At 51.3% G+C, this 19,820-nt stretch carries 14 protein-coding genes; 4 read left to right on the top strand and 10 right to left on the bottom strand.

Annotated elements, in window-relative coordinates:
* Positions 1-4 precede the first annotated feature (4 nt).
* From DFR60_RS04435 to DFR60_RS04395, 9 genes are all read right to left on the bottom strand, one after another.
* Positions 5-1,600: an N-acyl-D-amino-acid deacylase family protein gene (locus tag DFR60_RS04435; protein ID WP_110321830.1), complete on the bottom strand. Its 1,596-nt coding sequence runs from the start codon at positions 1,598-1,600 to the stop codon at positions 5-7.
* Positions 1,597-2,712: an alanine racemase gene (locus DFR60_RS04430; protein WP_110321829.1), complete on the bottom strand. Its 1,116-nt coding sequence runs from the start codon at positions 2,710-2,712 to the stop codon at positions 1,597-1,599. The genes DFR60_RS04435 and DFR60_RS04430 overlap by 4 nt, the downstream gene beginning before the upstream one ends.
* Positions 2,713-2,727: 15 nt before the next feature.
* Positions 2,728-5,214, bottom strand: a complete 2,487-nt coding sequence (locus DFR60_RS04425) for a beta-mannosidase (RefSeq protein ID WP_110321828.1) — start codon at positions 5,212-5,214, stop codon at positions 2,728-2,730.
* A gap of 12 nt (positions 5,215-5,226) precedes the next feature.
* Positions 5,227-6,072 (bottom strand): carbohydrate ABC transporter permease, encoded by an 846-nt coding sequence (locus DFR60_RS04420; protein ID WP_002604857.1) that lies wholly within the window; start codon positions 6,070-6,072, stop codon positions 5,227-5,229.
* A gap of 2 nt (positions 6,073-6,074) precedes the next feature.
* Positions 6,075-7,019 (bottom strand): carbohydrate ABC transporter permease, encoded by a 945-nt coding sequence (locus tag DFR60_RS04415; RefSeq protein WP_110321827.1) that lies wholly within the window; start codon positions 7,017-7,019, stop codon positions 6,075-6,077.
* Between the two features lie 152 nt (positions 7,020-7,171).
* A complete protein-coding gene (locus tag DFR60_RS04410; RefSeq protein ID WP_110321826.1) occupies positions 7,172-8,533 on the bottom strand; it encodes an ABC transporter substrate-binding protein in 1,362 nt (453 codons plus the stop codon).
* 243 nt (positions 8,534-8,776) lie between these two features.
* Positions 8,777-11,161 (bottom strand): glycoside hydrolase family 9 protein, encoded by a 2,385-nt coding sequence (locus DFR60_RS04405; protein WP_243004974.1) that lies wholly within the window; start codon positions 11,159-11,161, stop codon positions 8,777-8,779.
* 92 nt (positions 11,162-11,253) lie between these two features.
* Positions 11,254-11,985: a 6-phosphogluconolactonase gene (locus DFR60_RS04400; protein WP_110321824.1), complete on the bottom strand. Its 732-nt coding sequence runs from the start codon at positions 11,983-11,985 to the stop codon at positions 11,254-11,256.
* A 17-nt stretch (positions 11,986-12,002) separates the two neighbouring features.
* Positions 12,003-12,971 (bottom strand): ROK family protein, encoded by a 969-nt coding sequence (locus DFR60_RS04395; protein WP_110321823.1) that lies wholly within the window; start codon positions 12,969-12,971, stop codon positions 12,003-12,005.
* A 247-nt stretch (positions 12,972-13,218) separates the two neighbouring features.
* Here DFR60_RS04395 and DFR60_RS04390 point away from each other — a divergent pair, with 247 nt between their 5' ends.
* The 3 genes from DFR60_RS04390 to DFR60_RS04380 all read left to right on the top strand — a co-directional run bounded on the left by DFR60_RS04390 (position 13,219) and on the right by DFR60_RS04380 (position 16,718).
* A complete protein-coding gene (locus tag DFR60_RS04390; RefSeq protein ID WP_110321822.1) occupies positions 13,219-14,265 on the top strand; it encodes a LacI family DNA-binding transcriptional regulator in 1,047 nt (348 codons plus the stop codon).
* 402 nt (positions 14,266-14,667) lie between these two features.
* Entirely contained in the window at positions 14,668-15,336 is a 669-nt protein-coding gene (locus DFR60_RS04385; protein ID WP_110321821.1) for a helix-turn-helix transcriptional regulator, read from the top strand.
* 23 nt (positions 15,337-15,359) lie between these two features.
* Positions 15,360-16,718 (top strand): MATE family efflux transporter, encoded by a 1,359-nt coding sequence (locus tag DFR60_RS04380; RefSeq protein WP_110321820.1) that lies wholly within the window; start codon positions 15,360-15,362, stop codon positions 16,716-16,718.
* A 79-nt stretch (positions 16,719-16,797) separates the two neighbouring features.
* On the opposite strand, the gene DFR60_RS04375 is transcribed toward DFR60_RS04380, so the two are convergent.
* Positions 16,798-18,330, bottom strand: coding sequence for a DUF4127 family protein (locus DFR60_RS04375; RefSeq protein WP_110321819.1), 1,533 nt, complete (start codon positions 18,328-18,330; stop codon positions 16,798-16,800).
* 337 nt (positions 18,331-18,667) lie between these two features.
* On the opposite strand from DFR60_RS04375, the gene DFR60_RS04370 reads away from it, so the two are divergent.
* Positions 18,668-19,813 (top strand): GNAT family N-acetyltransferase, encoded by a 1,146-nt coding sequence (locus DFR60_RS04370; protein ID WP_110321818.1) that lies wholly within the window; start codon positions 18,668-18,670, stop codon positions 19,811-19,813.
* The last annotated feature ends 7 nt before the right edge of the window (positions 19,814-19,820 follow it).

Below are 19,820 nucleotides of genomic sequence, written 5' to 3'. Positions count from 1 at the left end.
TATACTATAAGTTTATAACACTGCCGCAGTTTCTTTTCAATATCCTGTCGTTTGAAACGGCAACCGTTCCATCTACCATAATCATCTGAAATCCGCTGCACAGCTGTTTTGGATTTTCGTAAACCGCGTAATCCCTTACTTTTGCAGGGTCAAACACGTTAAGATCCGCATGGTAACCTTCTTTTATCATACCCCGGCCATCAAGGGAAAGCCTCTTTGCAGGCAGAAGCGTCATCTTCTTAACTGCTTCCTCCATTGTCAGAACCCCGCGTTCTCTGACGTATTCCCGGATAATCTTCGGGAAGGAACCGTAAAGTCTGGGATGCGGACAGTCGCTCACGCCGTACAGGGAATCTGAGATTACCATGGAGTATGGAAGCCGGGCTACCGTATCCACATCCTCCTGGGACATGGAGAGAACGATGATTCCCACCTTTCCCTGTTCTTCTACCAGAAGTTCGCTGCAGAAATCAGCCGGCTCTTCGTATCCGGCCTGGGATGCAGCTTCCCGGAAATTCTTTCCTGTGAACCTGCGGTTCGCCTCCTTCGTAACGGAGCTAAGCAGAATACGCTCCCAGCCTATGGCGGTCACCATATTGTCCCAGCCTGTATGTTCCCGGTAGATCTCCCGCCTCAGTTCTTCCTTTCCGCTTTCTGTCTTAAGCTTTTTTAAGGTCAGCTCCACGCTGTCTTCCATCACGGAAGGAGGCAGAAGGCTGATCAGCGTGGTGGAACCGCCGCAGTAGGGATAGAAATCCACAGTCACATCCTGGCCGGCCGCTCTGGCCGCGTCAATCAGTTCGATCGCCTGATAGATCTCTTTGCCCCAGTTTTTCACTCCGGTTGCCTTAAAATGGCTGATATTCAAGGGGACCCCGGCTTCCTTTGTGACCTCAATAATCTCTTTCACAGAAGAGACCAGGTTATCCCCCTCACCTCGAATGTGACAGGACAAAGGGCGTCCAAACGGTGCGGCTGCGCTGATCAGCTCCTGCATCTCAGCCCGGGCGGAATAGCATTCCGGCTGGTACATAATGCCCATGGAAAGGCCCGCGGCCCCAGCCTCAAGCCCTTCACGGATATAGGCTTTTGCCTGGTCCATCTCCTGTCTGGTAAACGGACCTTTCCCATATCCCTTGATCGCTGCCTTAAGCGTCCCTGTCGCAAGCAAGCTGCCCACATGAAGCGGAAGCTCCCGTTTCCCCAGTTCCTCCAGATAATCGCCAAACCGTTCGATGGCCATCTCCTCAGGCGCAATACCGAGACAAGGCTCGATAAAATCATAAATATCCCGGCGGTACTGTTTCGGTGCCGGAATCGGCGCCAGGCCACAGTTTCCTCCAATGACCGTCGTAAGGCCCTGAGCCATCTCCAGTCTGCCGAATTCAGGATTATACAGGGCATCGATATCACAGTGTCTGTGGGTATCGATAAAGCCCGGCGTCACGACAAGCCCCGACGCGTCGATGACTTCCGCTGCTGCCGCTTCCGCGCTCTCTGTCACCGCCTCAATGAATCCATCCTTTATAAGCACATCTTTCCGGAAAGGCGTACCGCCGCTTCCATCATAGACCAGTCCATTTTTTATCAGTGTTCTCATACCAGCATTCCTCTTGCGGCCACCACTTCCTGACGCAGCGTCTCCCCGTCATAGAGATAAACTTTATTCTGCATATTGATGGCGGTGCAGACGTGAATCGGAATCAGTTCCACCTTGTCGCCGACCTTCAGTCCGGTGTCTCCCTTTTTGCTGGTAATAATTCCGTGTTCCTCATTCATACGGCGAAGCTGAAGATCATCATTTCCGGCAACCAGTGCGTATCCGGGGTAATAGTAGGGAGGCGTATCGAGAAGAATATCCATGGGAAATGTCTTCGTGCCGCCATCGATCACCGCATACTCCCTGCATGGCGTACTGACCACTGTGGCGTAGATCCGGACAGCAATGTCCTCCGGCTCAGCCGCCCCCTCCTTGCACAGCATGTGATCCTTGAAAATATAGGTGCCCGGGCGAATCTCATCCACCTTTCCCGTCTTCGCAACCTCCACGCCCGTAGGTGTGGAGCCTGCGCTGATCTCGGCAATGGGAACGCCGGCCTTCCTGATCTCTTCCGCTATAGCCTCCATCATATCACCTTCCTCGGCTCCCGCAATGACCTTATCCTCGGTGGGCTCATCGTGATAAACCAGACTCTTAAAGGTATAAATACCAGTCAGATTCAAATTGGAAAGCTGATGGACTTCCTTCGCCAGCTCGGCGGCCTTTGTTCTCTGGACGCCGGTCCTCTTCGCTCCGGTGTCCACTTCCAGCCGAACCTCCAGGGTAATGCCGGCGGCCTTTGCCGCCTCATTGAGTGGAACCGCGCATTCCATGCTGTCCACCGCCAGAATCAGGCGTTTTAAACGCCCGGCCAGTGCGATGGCTCTTTTTATCCGGAAATCACCGACCATGGGGTAAGCGATAAAAATGTCCTCCGCTCCCCCATCTGCCATAACCTCCGCCTCGGAGACCTTGGCACAGGTGATGCCGGCAGCCCCGTGTGCCAGCTGCATTCTGGTAAAAAGCGGCATCTTGTGTGTCTTGATATGCGGTCTCAGCCTGCATCCGGCCGCATCCGCTTCCGCCTGCATCCGGATCACATTCTCCTCCGTCCTGGCCATATTGATGACAATGCAGGGTGTCTCCAACTGATCCAGTAATTCTTTCTGCATACGTTCTACCTCCACTTAAAAACTGTCTGCCACACTCCTGATGTGGAGCGCAGCCGCCACTTCCTCCGCCGTTACCTGGTTCGGGAATTCTTTTTTATCCACAGTTATATCCACGCCTTCTTCCGATGTTATATCAAAGAAATTCTCTTCCAATACGACATCATACCCATCCAGGCTCAGTTCCGCATAACTCACATACGTATCGGCATCTGCGTGAATACAGAATACATCTTCCTTCTCTGTCACAGAAATCCGGTACTCCGGAGTCTTGAAGTCAAAGTATTTCGGCTTCACAAACAGCGTGGTTCCGCGGCTTACCACACAGCCGCCCTCAATCAGGCTGTATTCCGCCACCGCTCTCTTTTTCATCCCGGCTTCTGCCAGGAAGGGGGCGAAGTCCATGGGAAGCACGTTTTTCACTTCGAAGGCCGCCGCCGTAATTTCCGTTTCCGTCTCGTACAGTGTATGGAAATCCCGGTCGATGAGGCGGACCCTTAATACGGCCTTCCTCTCCTCAAAGGATTCATTATGAATGTAATAGTCAATCTCTGTACTCAGCTCTTCCTTCTCACAGGCAGTAGCCATGAAACGGGCATAGAACCGTTTCGCTCCGTAATGCAGCGCTTTCCAGCGGCCATAGTAATCGATGCTGGCCCAGGAAGCCACCGGCCAGCAGTCATTAAGCTGCCAGTAGATGGAACCCATGCACCGGCCCCAATTCCTTCTCCAGTGCTCCACGCCGTACTGAATCGCCTTCAGCTGGAGAATCTGGGAAATATAAGCGATGCTCTCCATATCCTTCGGATACTTATAGTAGCCGGAAATATAGGAGAATATCTTGGTATTTGCAAGGCCGTTCTTCTGATGAGATTCCATGACCTCGCTGAAGATGTTCTGGTCCTCCGGAAGGCTGAAACTATCCAGCGTCTTCTTACCGGGGAATGACTGGAAGCCAAACTCCGAGCAGAACCGGAAATAAAAATCCCGGTACTCCGTAAACGGTTTGTTTGAATGCCATACTTCCCAGTAATGGTTGTCGCCCCGGTTAAAGTCATTGGGATCGTCGAATGAACCGCCTGACGATGGAGAAGACAGCCAGTAATACGTCTGGTCATCCACCTGTTTTACCAGACGGGGCAGAAGCATCTCGAAAATCTTCGTGTAATCCGCCTTGTATTTCGGTCTGTGTCCCTCCAGACGGCCCCAGTCGCGCCAGCCCCATTCCATCTCGTTGTTGCCGCACCATAAGCCGAGGCATGCATGGTGGCGGATTCGTTTCACATTATCGGCCGTCTCAGCCAGAATATTAGCTTCAAATTCATCGTTTAAATCATAGACATTACAGGCGAACATTAAGTCCTGCCAGACCAGAATTCCGTACCGGTCACAGGCGTCATATACGTAATCCTCCGGATAGTAACCGCCTCCCCAGATCCGGATGCAGTTAAAATTGGCCCTGGCGCAGTCACGGATCAGCCGTTCACTGCGTTCCTCGCTCAAATGGCCAAGGAGATTGTCTTCCGGTATGTAGTTGGCACCCATGGCAAATATCTTCTGACCATTGACCACAAAGGCAAACTGGTTCCCCCACTCATCTGCATCGGTGCAGACCGTAACGGTCCTTAAACCAATCGTTCTCTCCCACACATCGAGAACAGAATTCGACATCCTTAACTCCACACGGACCGTGTACAGCGGCTGCGCGCCGTATCCGTTCGGCCACCACAGCTGCGGGGCTTCGATCAGGGCTTCGATGGTATCATTTATGCATAACTCTTTTTCCACGGATATCACGGTTCCGTCCGGTGCTGTGATTTTACATGCAAGCGTACCACTTCCAGCCGTGTCACTTTCGCTGAGCTTCCTTACACTGCTTTCAACCGACAGCTTCACCCCGCCGGCTCCGTGTTCCTGGCGGATTCTCACATCATCGAGACGGGCGGTGGAAAAGTCGGACAGATAGACATTTCTGAAGATTCCGGCATCGGGAAGCTGAGGCCCCCAATCCCATCCAAACATATAATGGGCCTTTCTGAGCGCTCCGTTTCCTTTCATGCAGCCAGTAGAAGCATAAAAGATATCTCCCTCCCGGTCCGCCTTTTCGATAAAGGCGGTGGGGGAATGGAACGCAACAGCCAGCCGGTTTACAGCCTTTAACTTTCCTTTTACATCAATTCTCCAAGTGCGGTGCATATCATTTACCGCGAGGAGCAGTTCATCGTTCAAATAAATGTCTGCGATCGTATCAAGCCCCTCGAACACAAGGCACTGTTCATCTTCCCGGAAAAAGCTTTCCGGCACTTCAAACTCTCTTTCATATCGGTAATCGCTGCGGGAAAGCTCCCGTGTCTCATACTCATTCGTCCGCCAATAGGGATCTTCGATGAGACCACTATCCATCATATCGGTCAAAACAGTTCCCGGTACAGACCCCTTATGCCATTCCTTCGATTCCATATTGCACCAGTTCCAGGTGCCATTCAGTGTAATTCGATGTTCCATAATCTGCTCCTGCTAGCCTTTGATACCGGACGTTGCAATACCTTCTACGAAGTTCCTCTGGAAGAACAGGAAGAAGATCACGACCGGAATTACGAAAATAGTTGCCGCCGCCATAAGGTGCGTCCAGTCAACCGAGTACTGGTTCAGGAAACCCTGAAGGCCTAAGGACAGCGTCAGTTTTTCTGTCTTGTTGATATAAATGAGCGGTGCCAGGTAATCTGACCATGCATTGATAAACGCATAGATACCGACGGTTGTCAGCGCAGGTCTTGAAAGCGGAAGCGCAATGGCGATGTAGCGTTTGAATTCACCTGCGCCGTCAATCTTCGCCGCCTCCATTAAGGAGTTGGGGAGACCCGCAAAAAACTGTCTCATAATAATGATGTAGAACGGGCTGCCAAAGAATGTCGGCAGAATCAGCGGTACATATGTATTGGTGAAGCCCAGTCTGGACCAGATCTTATATAACGGGATCATGGTTACCGTATAGGGGATCATCATCGTTCCCATAATCAGAGCGGATATGATGGGGGCGCCTTTCCATTTGATCTTGGCAAGAGAGTAGGCTACCAGCGGGGTAGCTACCATCTGTCCCACTACGGAAAGCAGCGTGATGAAGATAGTGTTCATCATATATCTGACATAAGGAATCTTCGCCATGGCCTCCGGGAAATTGTTCCAGATGATCTCTCTCGGGAACAGTCTGACCGGCAGCTGAAAGGCGTCCGCGTTTGTCTTAAGGGCCGTCGTCACCATGATTAAAAACGGTGAAAAGAAGACGAGACTCAGCACAATAACAAGTACATACTTCGGAATCGGTTTTAAACGTTTTTTATAATACGCGCTATTGTTTTTCATACTTATTCACCCCCTACGCCATTCTCGGATACCTTCTTCGTGATCCTGGTCATCACCAGTGTCAGTACAAATACAATGACAAACAGCAGCCATGCCATCGCAGAAGCCCGCCCCATCTTCATATAGGAGAAAGCCGTATTAAACAGATACAGAGGATACATTAAGATCGAGTTGGCCGGTCCGCCGCTGGCATTACTGGCGCCGCCGCCGGAGCTTGCATTAATAATAACATATACCTGTGTAAAATACTGGAATGAGTTGATGATATTCAATATTCCCTGATAAACCAGAACCGGCGCCACACACGGCATCGTAATCCGGAAAAACTTATCAAAGGCATTGGCTCCGTCGATCTCGGCAGCTTCATAATAGCTGTTCGGCACATCCTGAAGCGCCGCAAGGCAGATCAGCATGGTCGTACCGGTACACCAGGTACCCATTAATACCAGCGCCCACTTCGTGTAGGCCGGATTAACCAGCCAGGACGGTCCGTTGATGCCGACCATCTCCAGGACACGGTTGATATAGCCGTATGTAGGGTCGAACATCCAGATCCATACCATGGTAGCCGCAACCATCGGGATAATAGAAGGCATGAAGAAAACGGTTCTCGCCACACCTCTGCCCTTAAACTTACTATTTAATAAGGAAGCAAGGAGCATTGCAATGAATAAGTTGATGGGAGTGGATACAAAGGCCATGAACAGAGTATTTCTCAGGCTCTTGAAAACCAGCGGGTCCTGGAAAATATACTTGAAGTTCTCAAGGCCGATCCATTCCGGCGGCTTCACCGGGTTAAAGGACGTGAAGCTGTAGTAAAACGAGGTGAGCAGCGGTATCAGGCTGAAACATACGAATCCAATAATCCATGGAAGTGCGAACAGAAATCCATTGATATTGTCCCGCCGTTCTGATTTGCTCATTTTCTTGGCAGTCGGTTTTGACATTGGACTACTCCTTTCTGATGTGTGCGATCGCGAAAACGATCCGGATATCAGTATCCATTCAGCCGTATAGCTGAATAAATACGAATATCACATATGTGCTGCGGCATCATATGTGATATTCTGATTGTCACGGTGACCCGCTGAGCTATGGGTTACTGAAGCATCTTTGCCTGGTCGGCAAGGCCCTTCATGGCCTCCTCCGGTGTTTGCATACCGTTGTAAGCATAGTCAAGATACTCTTCAATTAAGGAAGTATATTTTGCAAGATCTTCAATCTTAGCATACTGGATGCCGTTTTCTGTCTTAAGCGCTTCAATAAACATATCGAAGTTCGGCTGTGCCAGAATATCCGGATCATCATATAACGCAAGCTGTGTCGGCAGGTTTGCCATACCGATTAACAGTTCTTTTGTCGCCTCAGAGTTTGTGAAGTACTTAACGAAATCCCATGCTCCCTCTTTTTCATTCGCTACAACCGGAATGCTTAAGGAGTTGGTCTCATAACGGCTGGTACCTGCGATCTCCGGATGCGCTTCGGTTCCAGGGATCAGGGCCACGCCGTAGTTTACGTCGGAGTTGAAATTCTTCATCATGGCTGCCATCCAGGTTCCGTCAAAACGGAATAACTGCTTTCCGGCGAAGAACATGTCGTTCTCTGTATAACGGTTGGTGTTGGCGGTTGCTACGAATTCCTGAACCTTCTCAATTCCGTACTGGCTTCTGAAGTCGATGTTCATCTTAAGGCTGTCGAGGATCGCCGGATCATCCGGTGTTAAGGTTAATCCGTCATCTGACCACCACTTTCCGCCAAATGCATAGATCAGTTCCTGTCTTGCACTTGCCAGCGGGAATAACGGATAGCCGAGTCTTGTAATGGTTCCCTTATCGTCAACCTCAGTGGCCTTTATCGCCATCTCATACAGCTCTTCCATGGTCTTCGGAGGCTCTGTATAACCGATCTCCTCAAGAATGTCCTTATTATAGAACATCTGAATAATCATGGATGCCAGCGGAGCGCCGTATACGGTGCCGTCAAGTGTGTTGGCTTCCAGGGATTGGTTTGAAAATACACCCGGCAGATCGTAATTATCAGCCGCTGCCAGATCGGAGATGGACTCTACCAGACCGTTGGTGGCGTAGGAAAGAACATCCTGGTTGGATACCTCGATAACGTCAGGCGCCTCGTTGCCGGAAATGGAAACGATGATCTTCTGCTTATCGGATACGCTTAGACCCTCTACAAAGTACTTATCCTGGCTCTCGTTATAAGCCTTAATCGCATTCTCAAAACAGGTTGCCTCATCACCTGTATGGGAATACCAGAAAACAACCTTCTTTCTGTCACCACTCTCTACCTTTGTATCCCCCACTGCCTCTCCGGCTGTTGTCTCTTTTGCGTCTCCGCCTGCAGCCGCAGTGGTGTCAGTTGTGGTGCTCTTTCCGCCTCCGCACGCTGTCAGTGAGGTAATCACCATAGCAGTCGCCAGCAGGCAGGACATAAATCTCTTCTTCATATAATTCTCCTCCTTTTCTTTGCATAAAAGCAGTTATTAATATTCGTCATATTTTTCAAACTTTTTTTATGCTTTTTAAAATCTTTTTTTCTTTTGGTAGTTTTAGAATATCATACTTTTTGTTAGTTTTCAAGTATTTTTTTTCTTTTTTTTCGGCTTTTTTATCACTTTTTTTAATTAACCGCTTACTTTTTTTAATTTCTCCTCTTTTTTTATATGTTTTTTAGTTTGCTTTTTCATACTTTATGTCTGATTTTTGTATATTTCCGCAATTATTCCAAACAATTTGGCAACTGATGTGACCCAGACTTCTTTGTAGGTAGACTGATTGCCGCCGGGCCAGTAAGGGACATCGGAATTGCCGTCCGTCTCGATTCCCACGGGCAGCTGTCCTACACAGGTACCCGGAAAAGTGGAGAAAAGCTGCTGATATCCTCTGCCTGCACCGTACATAAGAGAGCGTCCGAACGGATTCTTGCCGAACAGCCAGTCCGTCTGGGAGGCCGCGGCCTTCATCAGAAACGTATCCTTTAGATATCCGCCCACAGCAGCTGCGCCTTTGGCCGCGGACAGCATCACCGCCGTATTTCCCCGAAAGGAAAACCATACCGGGAACTGGCGCACTCCATAGCCCGGCTTTACTCGGGTTCCCGCTTTTACCTGAAGCGTATGATTATCTTTCTCCGTCTCATAATCCGCCTGCAAATGAAGCAGGCGGAAAATATCCGGATCCTCCGCCGTCTCCGAATAGAGTCCGGCCGGAAGCATTTCATAGGGGGAGGCATACCCCAACAGATTCTTTACATATTCTCCGTACAGGCGGATTCCCTCTTCCCACAGGATCTTGTCGGGATGGTGTTCCAGCACACGGCACAGCAGTACAAGGGCCGTGGCCGGAACGTGTTCCCTGGCCTGGTGATTATAGTGGATAATATCCTGATGGGTCTCGTCCCTGTAGAAGAAGCCGCGCATTCCCGTCTTCGAGGAATCCTTTTCCTGACAGTCCAGAAGTTTCCTTCCATACTCTGCCGCCGCCTCCGCGTATTCCTCCTTCTTCGTCACTTTCCAGATTCTGGCGGCAGCAGTCACAATCTCTCCGTAATAAAGCGCCGCAGAGGAAGAGTATGTGTGCTCCCACGGAAGCGGCAGTTCCATGCCATGGGTCCGGTAGCGTTCCTGCGCAAATCCGAAGTCCTCCTCTGCCGCCCCCGCACACCGCCAGGCCAGCTCCCTGTCGTAATCGCCCAGACACTCGGCAGCCAGTGCAAAGACTCCGGCGCAGATAAAGTTCTCGAGGGCGTGGTTATGGACCCGCACATTGGAAGCGTCATCGTCATTGCCTGTCTTTCCATCGGTCCACCGGATCAGGCCGAGGCTGGTGGCCCGGTAACCGTCTCCGAATCTCGTCCGGAAGATGAATTCAAGTCCCCACAGGGCCTCTTCCATCAGCCTCTGGTACAGCAGCGTACTCCCTCTTCGCTCTGCGGCAAGCTCCAGAAGACTCTCGACAGTCTCCGCCGTCTGGACCGTCTGCTGTGACATGTCGCCCGCGTCGTGCCAGCCGCCGCAGTAGGAAAGCTTCAGGCCTTTATGCTCCGCGTATGTATCCATATGGCAGAGGCCATGCTTGCCCGGAACCGGATAACCGCACCGCTCGCAGAACAGGAAGTTGATTCCTTTCCACGTTACGTCCTCCAGAACACCGTCCCTTATCGGAAACCAGTCTCCGGCCATGGTGCCTGCACAGATTCGGTATTCTCCCTCCTGAGTCAGCTCTGAGAAATCCGCGATTTGGAAGTTTTCTCCCTTCCAGGCCACATTTTCCAGACGTTTCTCCAGGCAAACTTCTCCCTTTCGGTCCTCAATTGTAAATGTATCCGTATCCGCCCCCGCAGCCAGCACCGCCTTTTTAGACGCACCAGGCTCATAGCCGCAGGTGGAATAGCAGAATCGATTTGACTCCGGGAGCCATCCGCTCTCCTTTCCCGGATTTTCCACGGTCTCCAGCCAGATTTCCTTTACATAGAAGACAGCGTTCTCGCCGCTGGCGGTATCCCGGCCATTGATCCGGTAGCGAAATCCAAATCCGCTCACGCAGTCCCGCGGCAGAGACGGGAACTCCCATATACAGTCGTTCCACTGGTGGTTATTTAAGTTCATCATATGAAAACCCTGTCGACGGTACCGGTCCGGCACTTTGCGCTCTCCGTCATTTTCCAGATACATGGAGAGGCTGACCGTTCTCGATCCGTCGCACTCCGGCCTGATCAGGGCGCGTACGCGGTAAAACGACGTCCAGTCCGCCTCCTTCACCGGAAATGCAGCATGAATATGGCCGTAATATGCGCAGTCCCCATCCTGCGGCATCCCTTCAGGCCAGCACTGGCACAGGAGAGAGGCCTCCATAGCCAGCACATTTTCCTCTTCTATACGGACAGTTTCCACCGTTCCGCGCTCCATGGACACAGGATTGCCGCAGCAGCCCTCCCCGTTTCCGCTCCACACGGTTCGCCTCGCCGTCACCTTCTTCTCTCTCTCCGCCTGTTCCAGAGATGCCTCCTCGTGGAGAGGCAGCGGTCTGTGAATGTAGCCGCTCTCCATCAGTTCCTGCTGAAACTCTGTATTCATCCGCATATTCCGTCCTTTCTGTCATCACTCCGCATTCCGCCGGGAGTCCGGGATTTATATTCCTGCAAAGTTTAAAAAACCGGTAAAGTTTATTAAGCTAATACAGCATCCGCTGCCTCACGATCCAGAAGCACCTCGCAGTTCGGATGCAGCTGAAGAACGGAGGCCGGTACCGCTTCAGTCACAGGACCCTGCAGGGCCTGTCTTATAATCTCCGCCTTATGCACTCCTTTTGCCGCCAGAATAATCCGCCTGCTTTGCATGATCGTCTTAATCCCCAGTGTAAGACCGCCCAGTTCGTGCCCGTCGGGCACTCCCGTCTCTCTTCTCACCCTTGCCTCGAATATCTCGTCCATAGGAGACACCCAGGTATTGCTGCCAAACGGTGTTCCCGGCTGATTGATCCCGATATGACCATTCCAGCCGATTCCCAGAATCTGCAGATCCGCACCGCCGTGTTGTCTGATACTGTCCTCGAACTTTCTGCTCTCCAGTTCAAAATCATCGCTCTCTGTGAGAGGCATCAAAAAGCGCTCATCCGGCACGCCTAAATGGTCCAGCAGCTGGCTGCGTATCATGGCATAGCAGCTACCCGCATAGCTCCGAGGGAGATTCGTCAGTTCATCTACGTTAAAGAACACGGCTTCCGATACGTCAAAGGGATGGAGCCCATACAGCTCGCTGACAATTCTGTGCATATTTGTAGTCGTCTGCCCTGTGGAAAGGCCGATTACGGAATTCTTCTTCTCCAGAATCTGCCCGATGATTCTCCAGGCAGCTATTTCGTCAAATTGTTTTTCATTTTCTGCAATGGTTATCTTCATGATTTATTCTCCTGTTATTAGATATTGTTTGTTTTTGACTCCAATGCTTCCGCCTTCAGGCACCCTACAGCCGCCGCGCCGATTACACCGGAAAATGCTGCATCGAAGCCGGATACCCGGAATCCTTTTGATACGTGGCGCATGGTCACTTTCTCCAGGAGATTTTCCACTCGCTGGAAAAACCACGGATCTGACATCAGGCCGCCTCCTGCCACCACCATATCGGGATCTGACATGCGCACCAGATTCATAATGGTACAGCTGAGCACCTCAGCGGCTTCCTCCGCAATGGAAAGGCAGAAATCACTGCCCTCCCGGGCCAGCCGGAATACGGCCGCCGCCGGATATCTCCCATTCAGTCCCAGCTCCAGGAGTTCCGCCGGAGCCTCCGCCTGCCTCTCTTCGACCATCTTGTGAATTCCTATTCCGGAAGCCGTGAGTTCACAGCATCCCCTTCGTCCACAGACACACTCCCTGCGGCTCTTGTAATCCACAACCATGTGGCCGATTTCCCCGGCATCACAGTGGGCCCCATGCAGCACCTTTCCATCAATCACAAATCCGGCAGCCAGACCCGTTCCCGCATTCACATAGATAAAATCGGAACAATTCTTTCCTTCGCCCCACAGAAGCTCCGCCGTCGCCGCGCTTCTGACATCGTTATCGATTCCCGCAGGCACTCCCAGCCGATCGGCAACCATTTGCGCCAAAGGAATTGGAATTCCTTCTTCATGATTCACGGAATGCCAGATTCCATTTCTGTAATCGCTGATCCCTACAATGCCGATACCCGCTCCCCGGACTCTGTCCCCCGGGGCTTCCTCCGCCACATAGTTATCGAGGCACTGAAGCAGATGAGCCGCTATTTCCGCCTGCCCGGTCAGCCCGGTCGGGTATCTCCTGTAACGCAGAAGCTCGCCATCCTCCCGGACTTCTCCGATGATGAGTTTCGTTCCCCCATAATCAATTCCCAGATATGTATTCATTCCCTTTACTCCCTTTCTTCACTTGAAATTTATGAAAAGGTTTTCATATTTTTACAATACCATCCGATTATCCGCTTGTCAATTCGTGATATTCCATAAATTTAACCTCGTATTTTTGTGAAAAGGGTTTCATTGCAATTTTATTTCGTTCGTGATATACTGGGAGGACCCCCGATTCTTTATTCGTGGAAATCAATCAGGAGTACTCAATCAGGAGTGCTCATCAGATCTTTAGGAGGGGCAGAATATGAAATCAACGATTACAATTACCCAGATCGCCCAGGAAAGCGGCGTTTCGGTCGCCACCGTCTCCCGTTTTTTAAATGGCAAAGTGCCGGTATCTGCTGACAAAAAAGCCCGGATTGAAGCAGTCGTCAGGAAATATGATTTTACGCCCAATGCGCTTGCACGCGGGTTAATATCGAAGAGAACCATGACGCTGGGTGTCATTTTGCCGGATATCACCAATCCTTATTTTGCGACCATTTTTCAGGAAGTCCAGAGATGCGCCGCTGAGGAGGGATACTCCGTCTATCTGTGCAACACCCGTTTTCACCACGGAGATGCCCCGATCGATGAGACCGGATATTTCCGTATGATGATGGATAAAAAGGTGGATGGAATTCTGATCATCGGCGGACAGCTGGACATGGTCGAAATCACTCCCGCCTATAAAGAGGCGCTGAACAAGCTTTCGGCCTCGCTTCCCGTCGTGGCGGCAGGCCGCGAGATTCCAGGCGCCGGCTGCATCTTTATTGACTCAGAGAACGGAAGCGGCGTCACGACTGCCTACAACTATCTCTCTTCGCTGGGACATAAAGATATCGCCTTCGTCGGAGGCCAGCCCGGCGTCACCATTACAGAGACCCGCCTGGAATCATACAAAAAAGCCGCCGCCGCATCAGGCCGCGAGGTACGTAAGGATTTGATATCCCTCTCCGACTACTATCTCCCGGATGGATACCAGGCCGCCGAAGCCCTTATATCCAGAAATGCGCCATTTACCGCCGTGATCACCATGAACGACAATGTGGCCCTCGGCGCCATCCGCGCATTCGCCGACCACGGCCTCTCAGTCCCGCGCGACGTGGCTCTCATCAGCTGCGACCGTTTCTACTTCGCCGACTATACGATCCCCCGCCTCACCAGCATCCATCACCACAGCCGCCGCTGGGGACAGATGGTCGTCCGCACCCTGATCCAGGCCGTCCAGGGCTCCACCGAAAACGCCCGCATCACCTTCCCCCCGGAACTGATTATCGGAGAAAGCTGCGGGACACATTTGCAGCATTAGATTTCGGCATTTTCCCAGTGAAGCCAGTACACAGCCGAAATCCCGGAGGGAGACGGCACCGCACCGCCATGTATATTCCAGTGTGCCGGCATCTGAAGCGGAAAGTCCCCCTCACCTACGTTCGGCGGAATGTTACGAGTTATAAGAAAGTCCGAGACTGGCGAACGCGCCCGTCGTTAGCGTGTACGCCAGTCTCGGACTTTCTTATGGCGAGTAGGAAGCAAGACGGACACGGAATATACATGGCGGTGCGGTGCCGTCTCCCTCCGGGATTTCGGCGTAACCTTCATACTTTTTTTCTGGTTTTTCTATTGTTTAAAAACTTTTAATATGATATACTGAATTTACAAACAGTATTTGGAACTATATTCTTATTTTTTTTCATATTTGAGAGGTGATACGATGAAAACCCTTGATGAAATTATGCCCGTACTTCAGCAGCTCCTCACATTAGTGGAACAGCACTTTGGAAACAAATGTGAAGTCGTGCTCCACGATCTCACGAAGGATTACAACCATACCATTGTCGATATCCGCAACGGAGACATTACGCACCGTTCCATAGGCGGCTGCGGAAGCAACTTAGGACTGGAGGTCCTTCGTGGCACCGTGCTGGATGGGGACCGTTTTAACTACGTTACCACTACACAGGATGGAAAGATCCTGCGCTCCTCATCCATTTATCTTAAAAATGATCAGGGAGACGTCATCGGATCGATCTGTGTGAATCTGGATATCACGGAGACGCTTCAGTTTGAAGGCTATTTACGCCAGTTCAACCAATTTGATAACTTTACATCCAACGACGAGGAGATTTTCGCTCCCGACGTAAATAATCTTCTCAGCCATCTGATTCAGATGGGACAGGAACAGATCGGAAAGCCTGCCCTGGAGATGAACAAAAACGAGAAGATCGAATTTATCCGTTTTCTCGACCAGAAGGGCGCGTTCCTCATCACAAAATCCGGGGAACAGATCTGCGAACTTTTGGGAATCAGCAAATTCACCTTTTATAATTACCTCGAAATCAGCCGCAGCCAGTCCGATTCTTCTGACAGCGACCAGACCTGACAGGACACGCGGGAGACAGTATTATGAAGGAGCGCTCATCAACTTCACTGACTGAAGGGCCCATCACCCGGTCGATTCTGCTGTTTACAGGCCCCCTCATCATCGGGAACCTGTTTCAGCAGCTTTACAACACCACGGATTCCTTTATCGTAGGCAATTTCGTAGGCAGCGGTGCGCTGGCCGCCATCGGCGCCAGCGCCCAGATTATCAATCTGTTCATCGGTTTCATCATCGGCCTGACCACCGGTGCGGGAATCATCATCGCGCAGTATTACGGCGCAGGGGATGGCACCCGTCTTCACTCAGCCGTCCATACGTCCTTCTGGTTCTGTATCCTGGGAGGAATTCTGGTTTCTATCGCAGGCTGTCTTCTCTCCCCTCTTATTTTAACCGCCATGAACACCCCAGCCGAGGTCATTCCCGACGCAGCGCTCTATCTGCGCGTCTATTTCCTCGGGGCACTCTTCAATATCCTTTACAATATGGGAGCCGGTACGCTGCAGGCGACAGGAGATACGAAGCACCCGCTCTACTATCTCTGCCTCTCCTCTGTGGTCAACGTAGTGCTGGACATACTCTTCGTCACCGTCTTCCACATGGCCGTGCCGGGGGTTGCGCTGGCCACTTTAATCGCCCAGCTGGTCTCGGCTGTCTGTGTGTTATGGAAGCTGACTCATACCGATGACATTTACCGTCTGGTTCCCTCACAGATACGTTCCGACCAGGCCATGCTGGTAAAGATATTAAAATTCGGCATTCCCACCGGGCTTCAGACCGCCATCACCTCCCTGTCCAATGTCATTGTACAGAGCTATTTGAACGGCTTCGGTTCCCTGGCCATGGCTGGCAGCAACATTTACGGGAAGGTAGACAGCTTTGCTCTGCTCCCGGCCAACTGCCTGTCCCTAACCACGACCACCTACATCGCTCAGAACATGGGGGCCAGGAAGTTTGACCGTGTGAAGAAGGGCTTTAAAAGCTTTCTGTGGCTCGGCAACCTCTACGCCGTCGTCATGGGAATCCTGCTCTGCTTCTTCAGCGCGGGCCCGCTACGGCTCTTCACCTCCGACCCGGAGGTCGTCCATTTTGGAGCCATGATGGGGCAGGTTCTCGGACCGGGTTATATTCTGCTGATTACGTGTCAGATCCTGATCGGAACCGCCAGGGGCGCAGGGGATACGTTCAGCACCATGCTTCTGTCTATCCTGAACTTATGCGGACTCAGAATCCTATGGCTGACCATCATGATCCCCCTCTTCCCATCCATCTACACACTGTATCTCGGCTATCCCGTCACCTGGGGAACCGCCGCGGTCTGTATGGGAATCTACTACCGCAAAAAGATCAAACCGCGCCTCGGGCTGTCCCAGAGCGTGTTTTAACCTGCTCTACAGGCTCCACAAAACGCGGTTTGATTTTCAGCTGCTCTCCAACTTTCCGGCACAGCTTATTTCCTTTGGACTACAATCTGGTCAGCCGGATCTCCACCTCAAACATACGGTTCCATGGCATCCATAGGTCAAAGCGGTACGGCTCCTTCGGAAAGTACTTTGCCTGGAACTCTTCCAGCCTCTTCTTGACAATCTCCCGAACCACCGGTTCCTTATCCTTTAAATCGAGACGGTTCAAAGCCGGATCGATATCCGTCAGATGGTCGGTAACGTCTCTGCGCACCTCCGCCATATATCCCCAGTCCTCCAGGTACCGGAAAAACAGGAATTCTTCCGATATCTCCCGCACCTCCCGGGACAGACGGCCCAGCCTCTCTGCCGCGTTCCACGCACATAAATGAGACAGTACCGTTCCAAGGGTGTTGGAGGAGGTATTCCACCCCCCGTAAGCGGCCAGTTCTTCAAGCATGCCCTGCTCGTATAAAAACTGCATCAGCGCCCGGTCGGCCCCATTAGGAATCGCGCAGTCGGCAATTCCCACCGCCAGACCTCTTGCCCTGTATTTTCTGATTCTCGCCAGAAATGCTGGCAGATTCCGCTCACTTTCCAGAATAATATCGTCGGTAAGAATCTCTTTTTCCAGCTTTAAGCTGAACGGTGTCGGCGGGTTGACCGCCAGCACAAAGTCCGCCTCCGCAGAGGTCTCCGCCTCGCTGCAGCCGGCCGCCAGCAAATGAGACAGAACCGTCTCACCGATGCTGCGGTCCTCATAGGATGGAATCTGTGTCTTTCCCCGCAGAGAGGAGTAATCGACATAGACGGCTGGAATCAGGCCGCTCTGCCCATTAACCGCCCTGGCAAGCAGTGTACAGCCGATCTCGTCCGCTCCCGGATACATGGCAATACGGGAAAGCAGATTTTTCTTTGCCATAACGGAACTGAGTTTTTTTCGTTCAGATGGAGCATACCCATACTCCCGGCAGTCATCCAGGGGAATAATCATGTAGTCAATCACGCCCTCCTCCACCAGCTCGATGGATCGGATATGGTTGCCATAGTTAATTCTGCGCCGTTCTAAAAAGTCGCTTAAATACTCCTCCGGCACTTCCCGGCAGATAGTCTCCAGTTCCTCCAGCTCCTCCGGTGTGGCCGCCTTCACCGACTCCTTGTCCCGAATCACGCCATAGCGGAAAATACGATATCCGTAATCCTCATAGTAATCCGGCTCTTCCCCGCTTCCATCCCTGGCCGGCGCCCTGGTAATCAACTGAAAACCATAGATCTGAATCCCCGGCTCCAGCCTTTTAATCTCTTTTAAGCGCTCCAGCCGTTTTGCACAGACCTCCTCCGGCAGGTGATGGAGCCTCGACGGCACGATCCCGCCGTACAGCAGCATATCCATGGACACCACCAGATGGGAGGCTCCTTTCACCTGCTCCTTCGTCCATTCCCAGACAGCCTCCACATCGGCTTCTCTCTTAAAGTCTCCCAGTATTTCCTTTGGGGGCATACTTAAATACAGCCCGCTCAGCCTTCCGATGTAGTCAGGATACACGTAATTACAGGGCCGCTCATCCAGAGGAATAAATACAATCTTTGACATATTGCATCTCCTTTTTCATACTTTTTTTAATATTTTTCTTAATCGTACACGTTTCTTACGTTTCTGTCAATATAGTCAATATGCCGTATTTATTTGCTGTATGTTATGGAACTTTCCTAATATTTTTGATTTTTTTACTTTTATATTGTGTTACTTCCCAAATTGTGCTAACATGGATGATATCTAAATTTTAATCTGTTTTTATGCTTTTTTCATACTTTTAGGAATATTTTCTTTTGGTGTTTCCCGATAACAGCAGCCTGGCTGCTATGGCATTCTGTGGCACAGCGTTATAGATTTTCAGAATGCATTTTAAAACAGAAAGGAGATTTGCCTCATGACCTTCTATTGCAAGGGCCAGCCGGGAGAGCTTCCGGAGATTCTGGACTTTATCAACATGGTATTCAGCATGCATCAGGCCCCTCACAACTTCCGTACCCTCTTACCCAAACTTTATGGCGAGAGCCGGCCTACCGAGTGGTGCCACTATCTGGCAAAAGAAGACGGTAAGATAAAGGCCGTCGTCTGTGTGCTCCCCATCACCCTGAAGCATGACGGGCACACCATCACCTGCGCCACTGTAGGCAGTGTCTCGGTTCATCCTTACAGCCGCGGAAAGGGCTACATGAAGCAGCTCATGGCCATGGCTGTGGAAGATATGGAGCAACAGGGCATTACCCTGAGCATTCTGGCCGGAAGGCGCCACCGCTATCAGTATTACGGCTACGAGCCCGGCGGTCATTCTCTGCAATACCGATTCAATGGGGATAACTTCCGCCACTGCGCCTCCCGTTATCCTGATATTCCCCTCACGCTGCGCCTGGCCGAGGCCGGGAATACCATGCAGATCGGTGAATTCTGCCGCATGTATTCCGCGCTTCCTGTCCATACAGTCCGTTCTGACCAGGATTTCTTTGACATCTGTTCCAGCTGGGGCAGCCAGTTATATGCCGTGGAACAGGAAGGAACAGCAGCCGGTTATATCTGCGGTACTGAGGATCATGTCTATGAACTGGTTCTGGAGGATGAGACGCTGCTCTTCTCTGCTCTGAAGGCCTGGTCTGCGCTCCATGGCTGTGAATCATTTACACTCGCAGTTTCTCCCTACGATTCAGAACGAATCCGGGGAGTATCCGGTTTCTATGAACGTTTTTCGGTACAAGAAGAAGATAATTACCGTATCTTCAACTACAGTGATGCGATCCACTTCTTCCTTTCCATCAAGTCGGAAAAAGAGCCATTAACCGATGGCCGCCTCACGCTGAAAATCGGTGACAGATCCACACTTGCCATAGCAGTCTCTTCCGGCAAAATTACCGCTGAACCATGTGACGACGCCCCGGATCTCTGCTTAACCGACGTGGAAGCGGTAGACCTTTTGTTTTCTCCGGCCTCTCTCTATGGCAGAGAGTCATCTTCCCCTCTTTTTTCCGTAAACTGGTTTCCACTGCCGCTTTCTGTCTCTCAACTAGATAAATGTTAGGAGGTAT

The sequence above is a fragment of the Hungatella effluvii genome (genome assembly GCF_003201875.1).
Classification (GTDB): Bacteria; Bacillota; Clostridia; order Lachnospirales; family Lachnospiraceae; genus Hungatella; species Hungatella effluvii.
The sequence above is the reverse complement of the archived record's forward strand: the minus strand, read 5'-3'. Positions and strand labels throughout refer to the sequence as shown.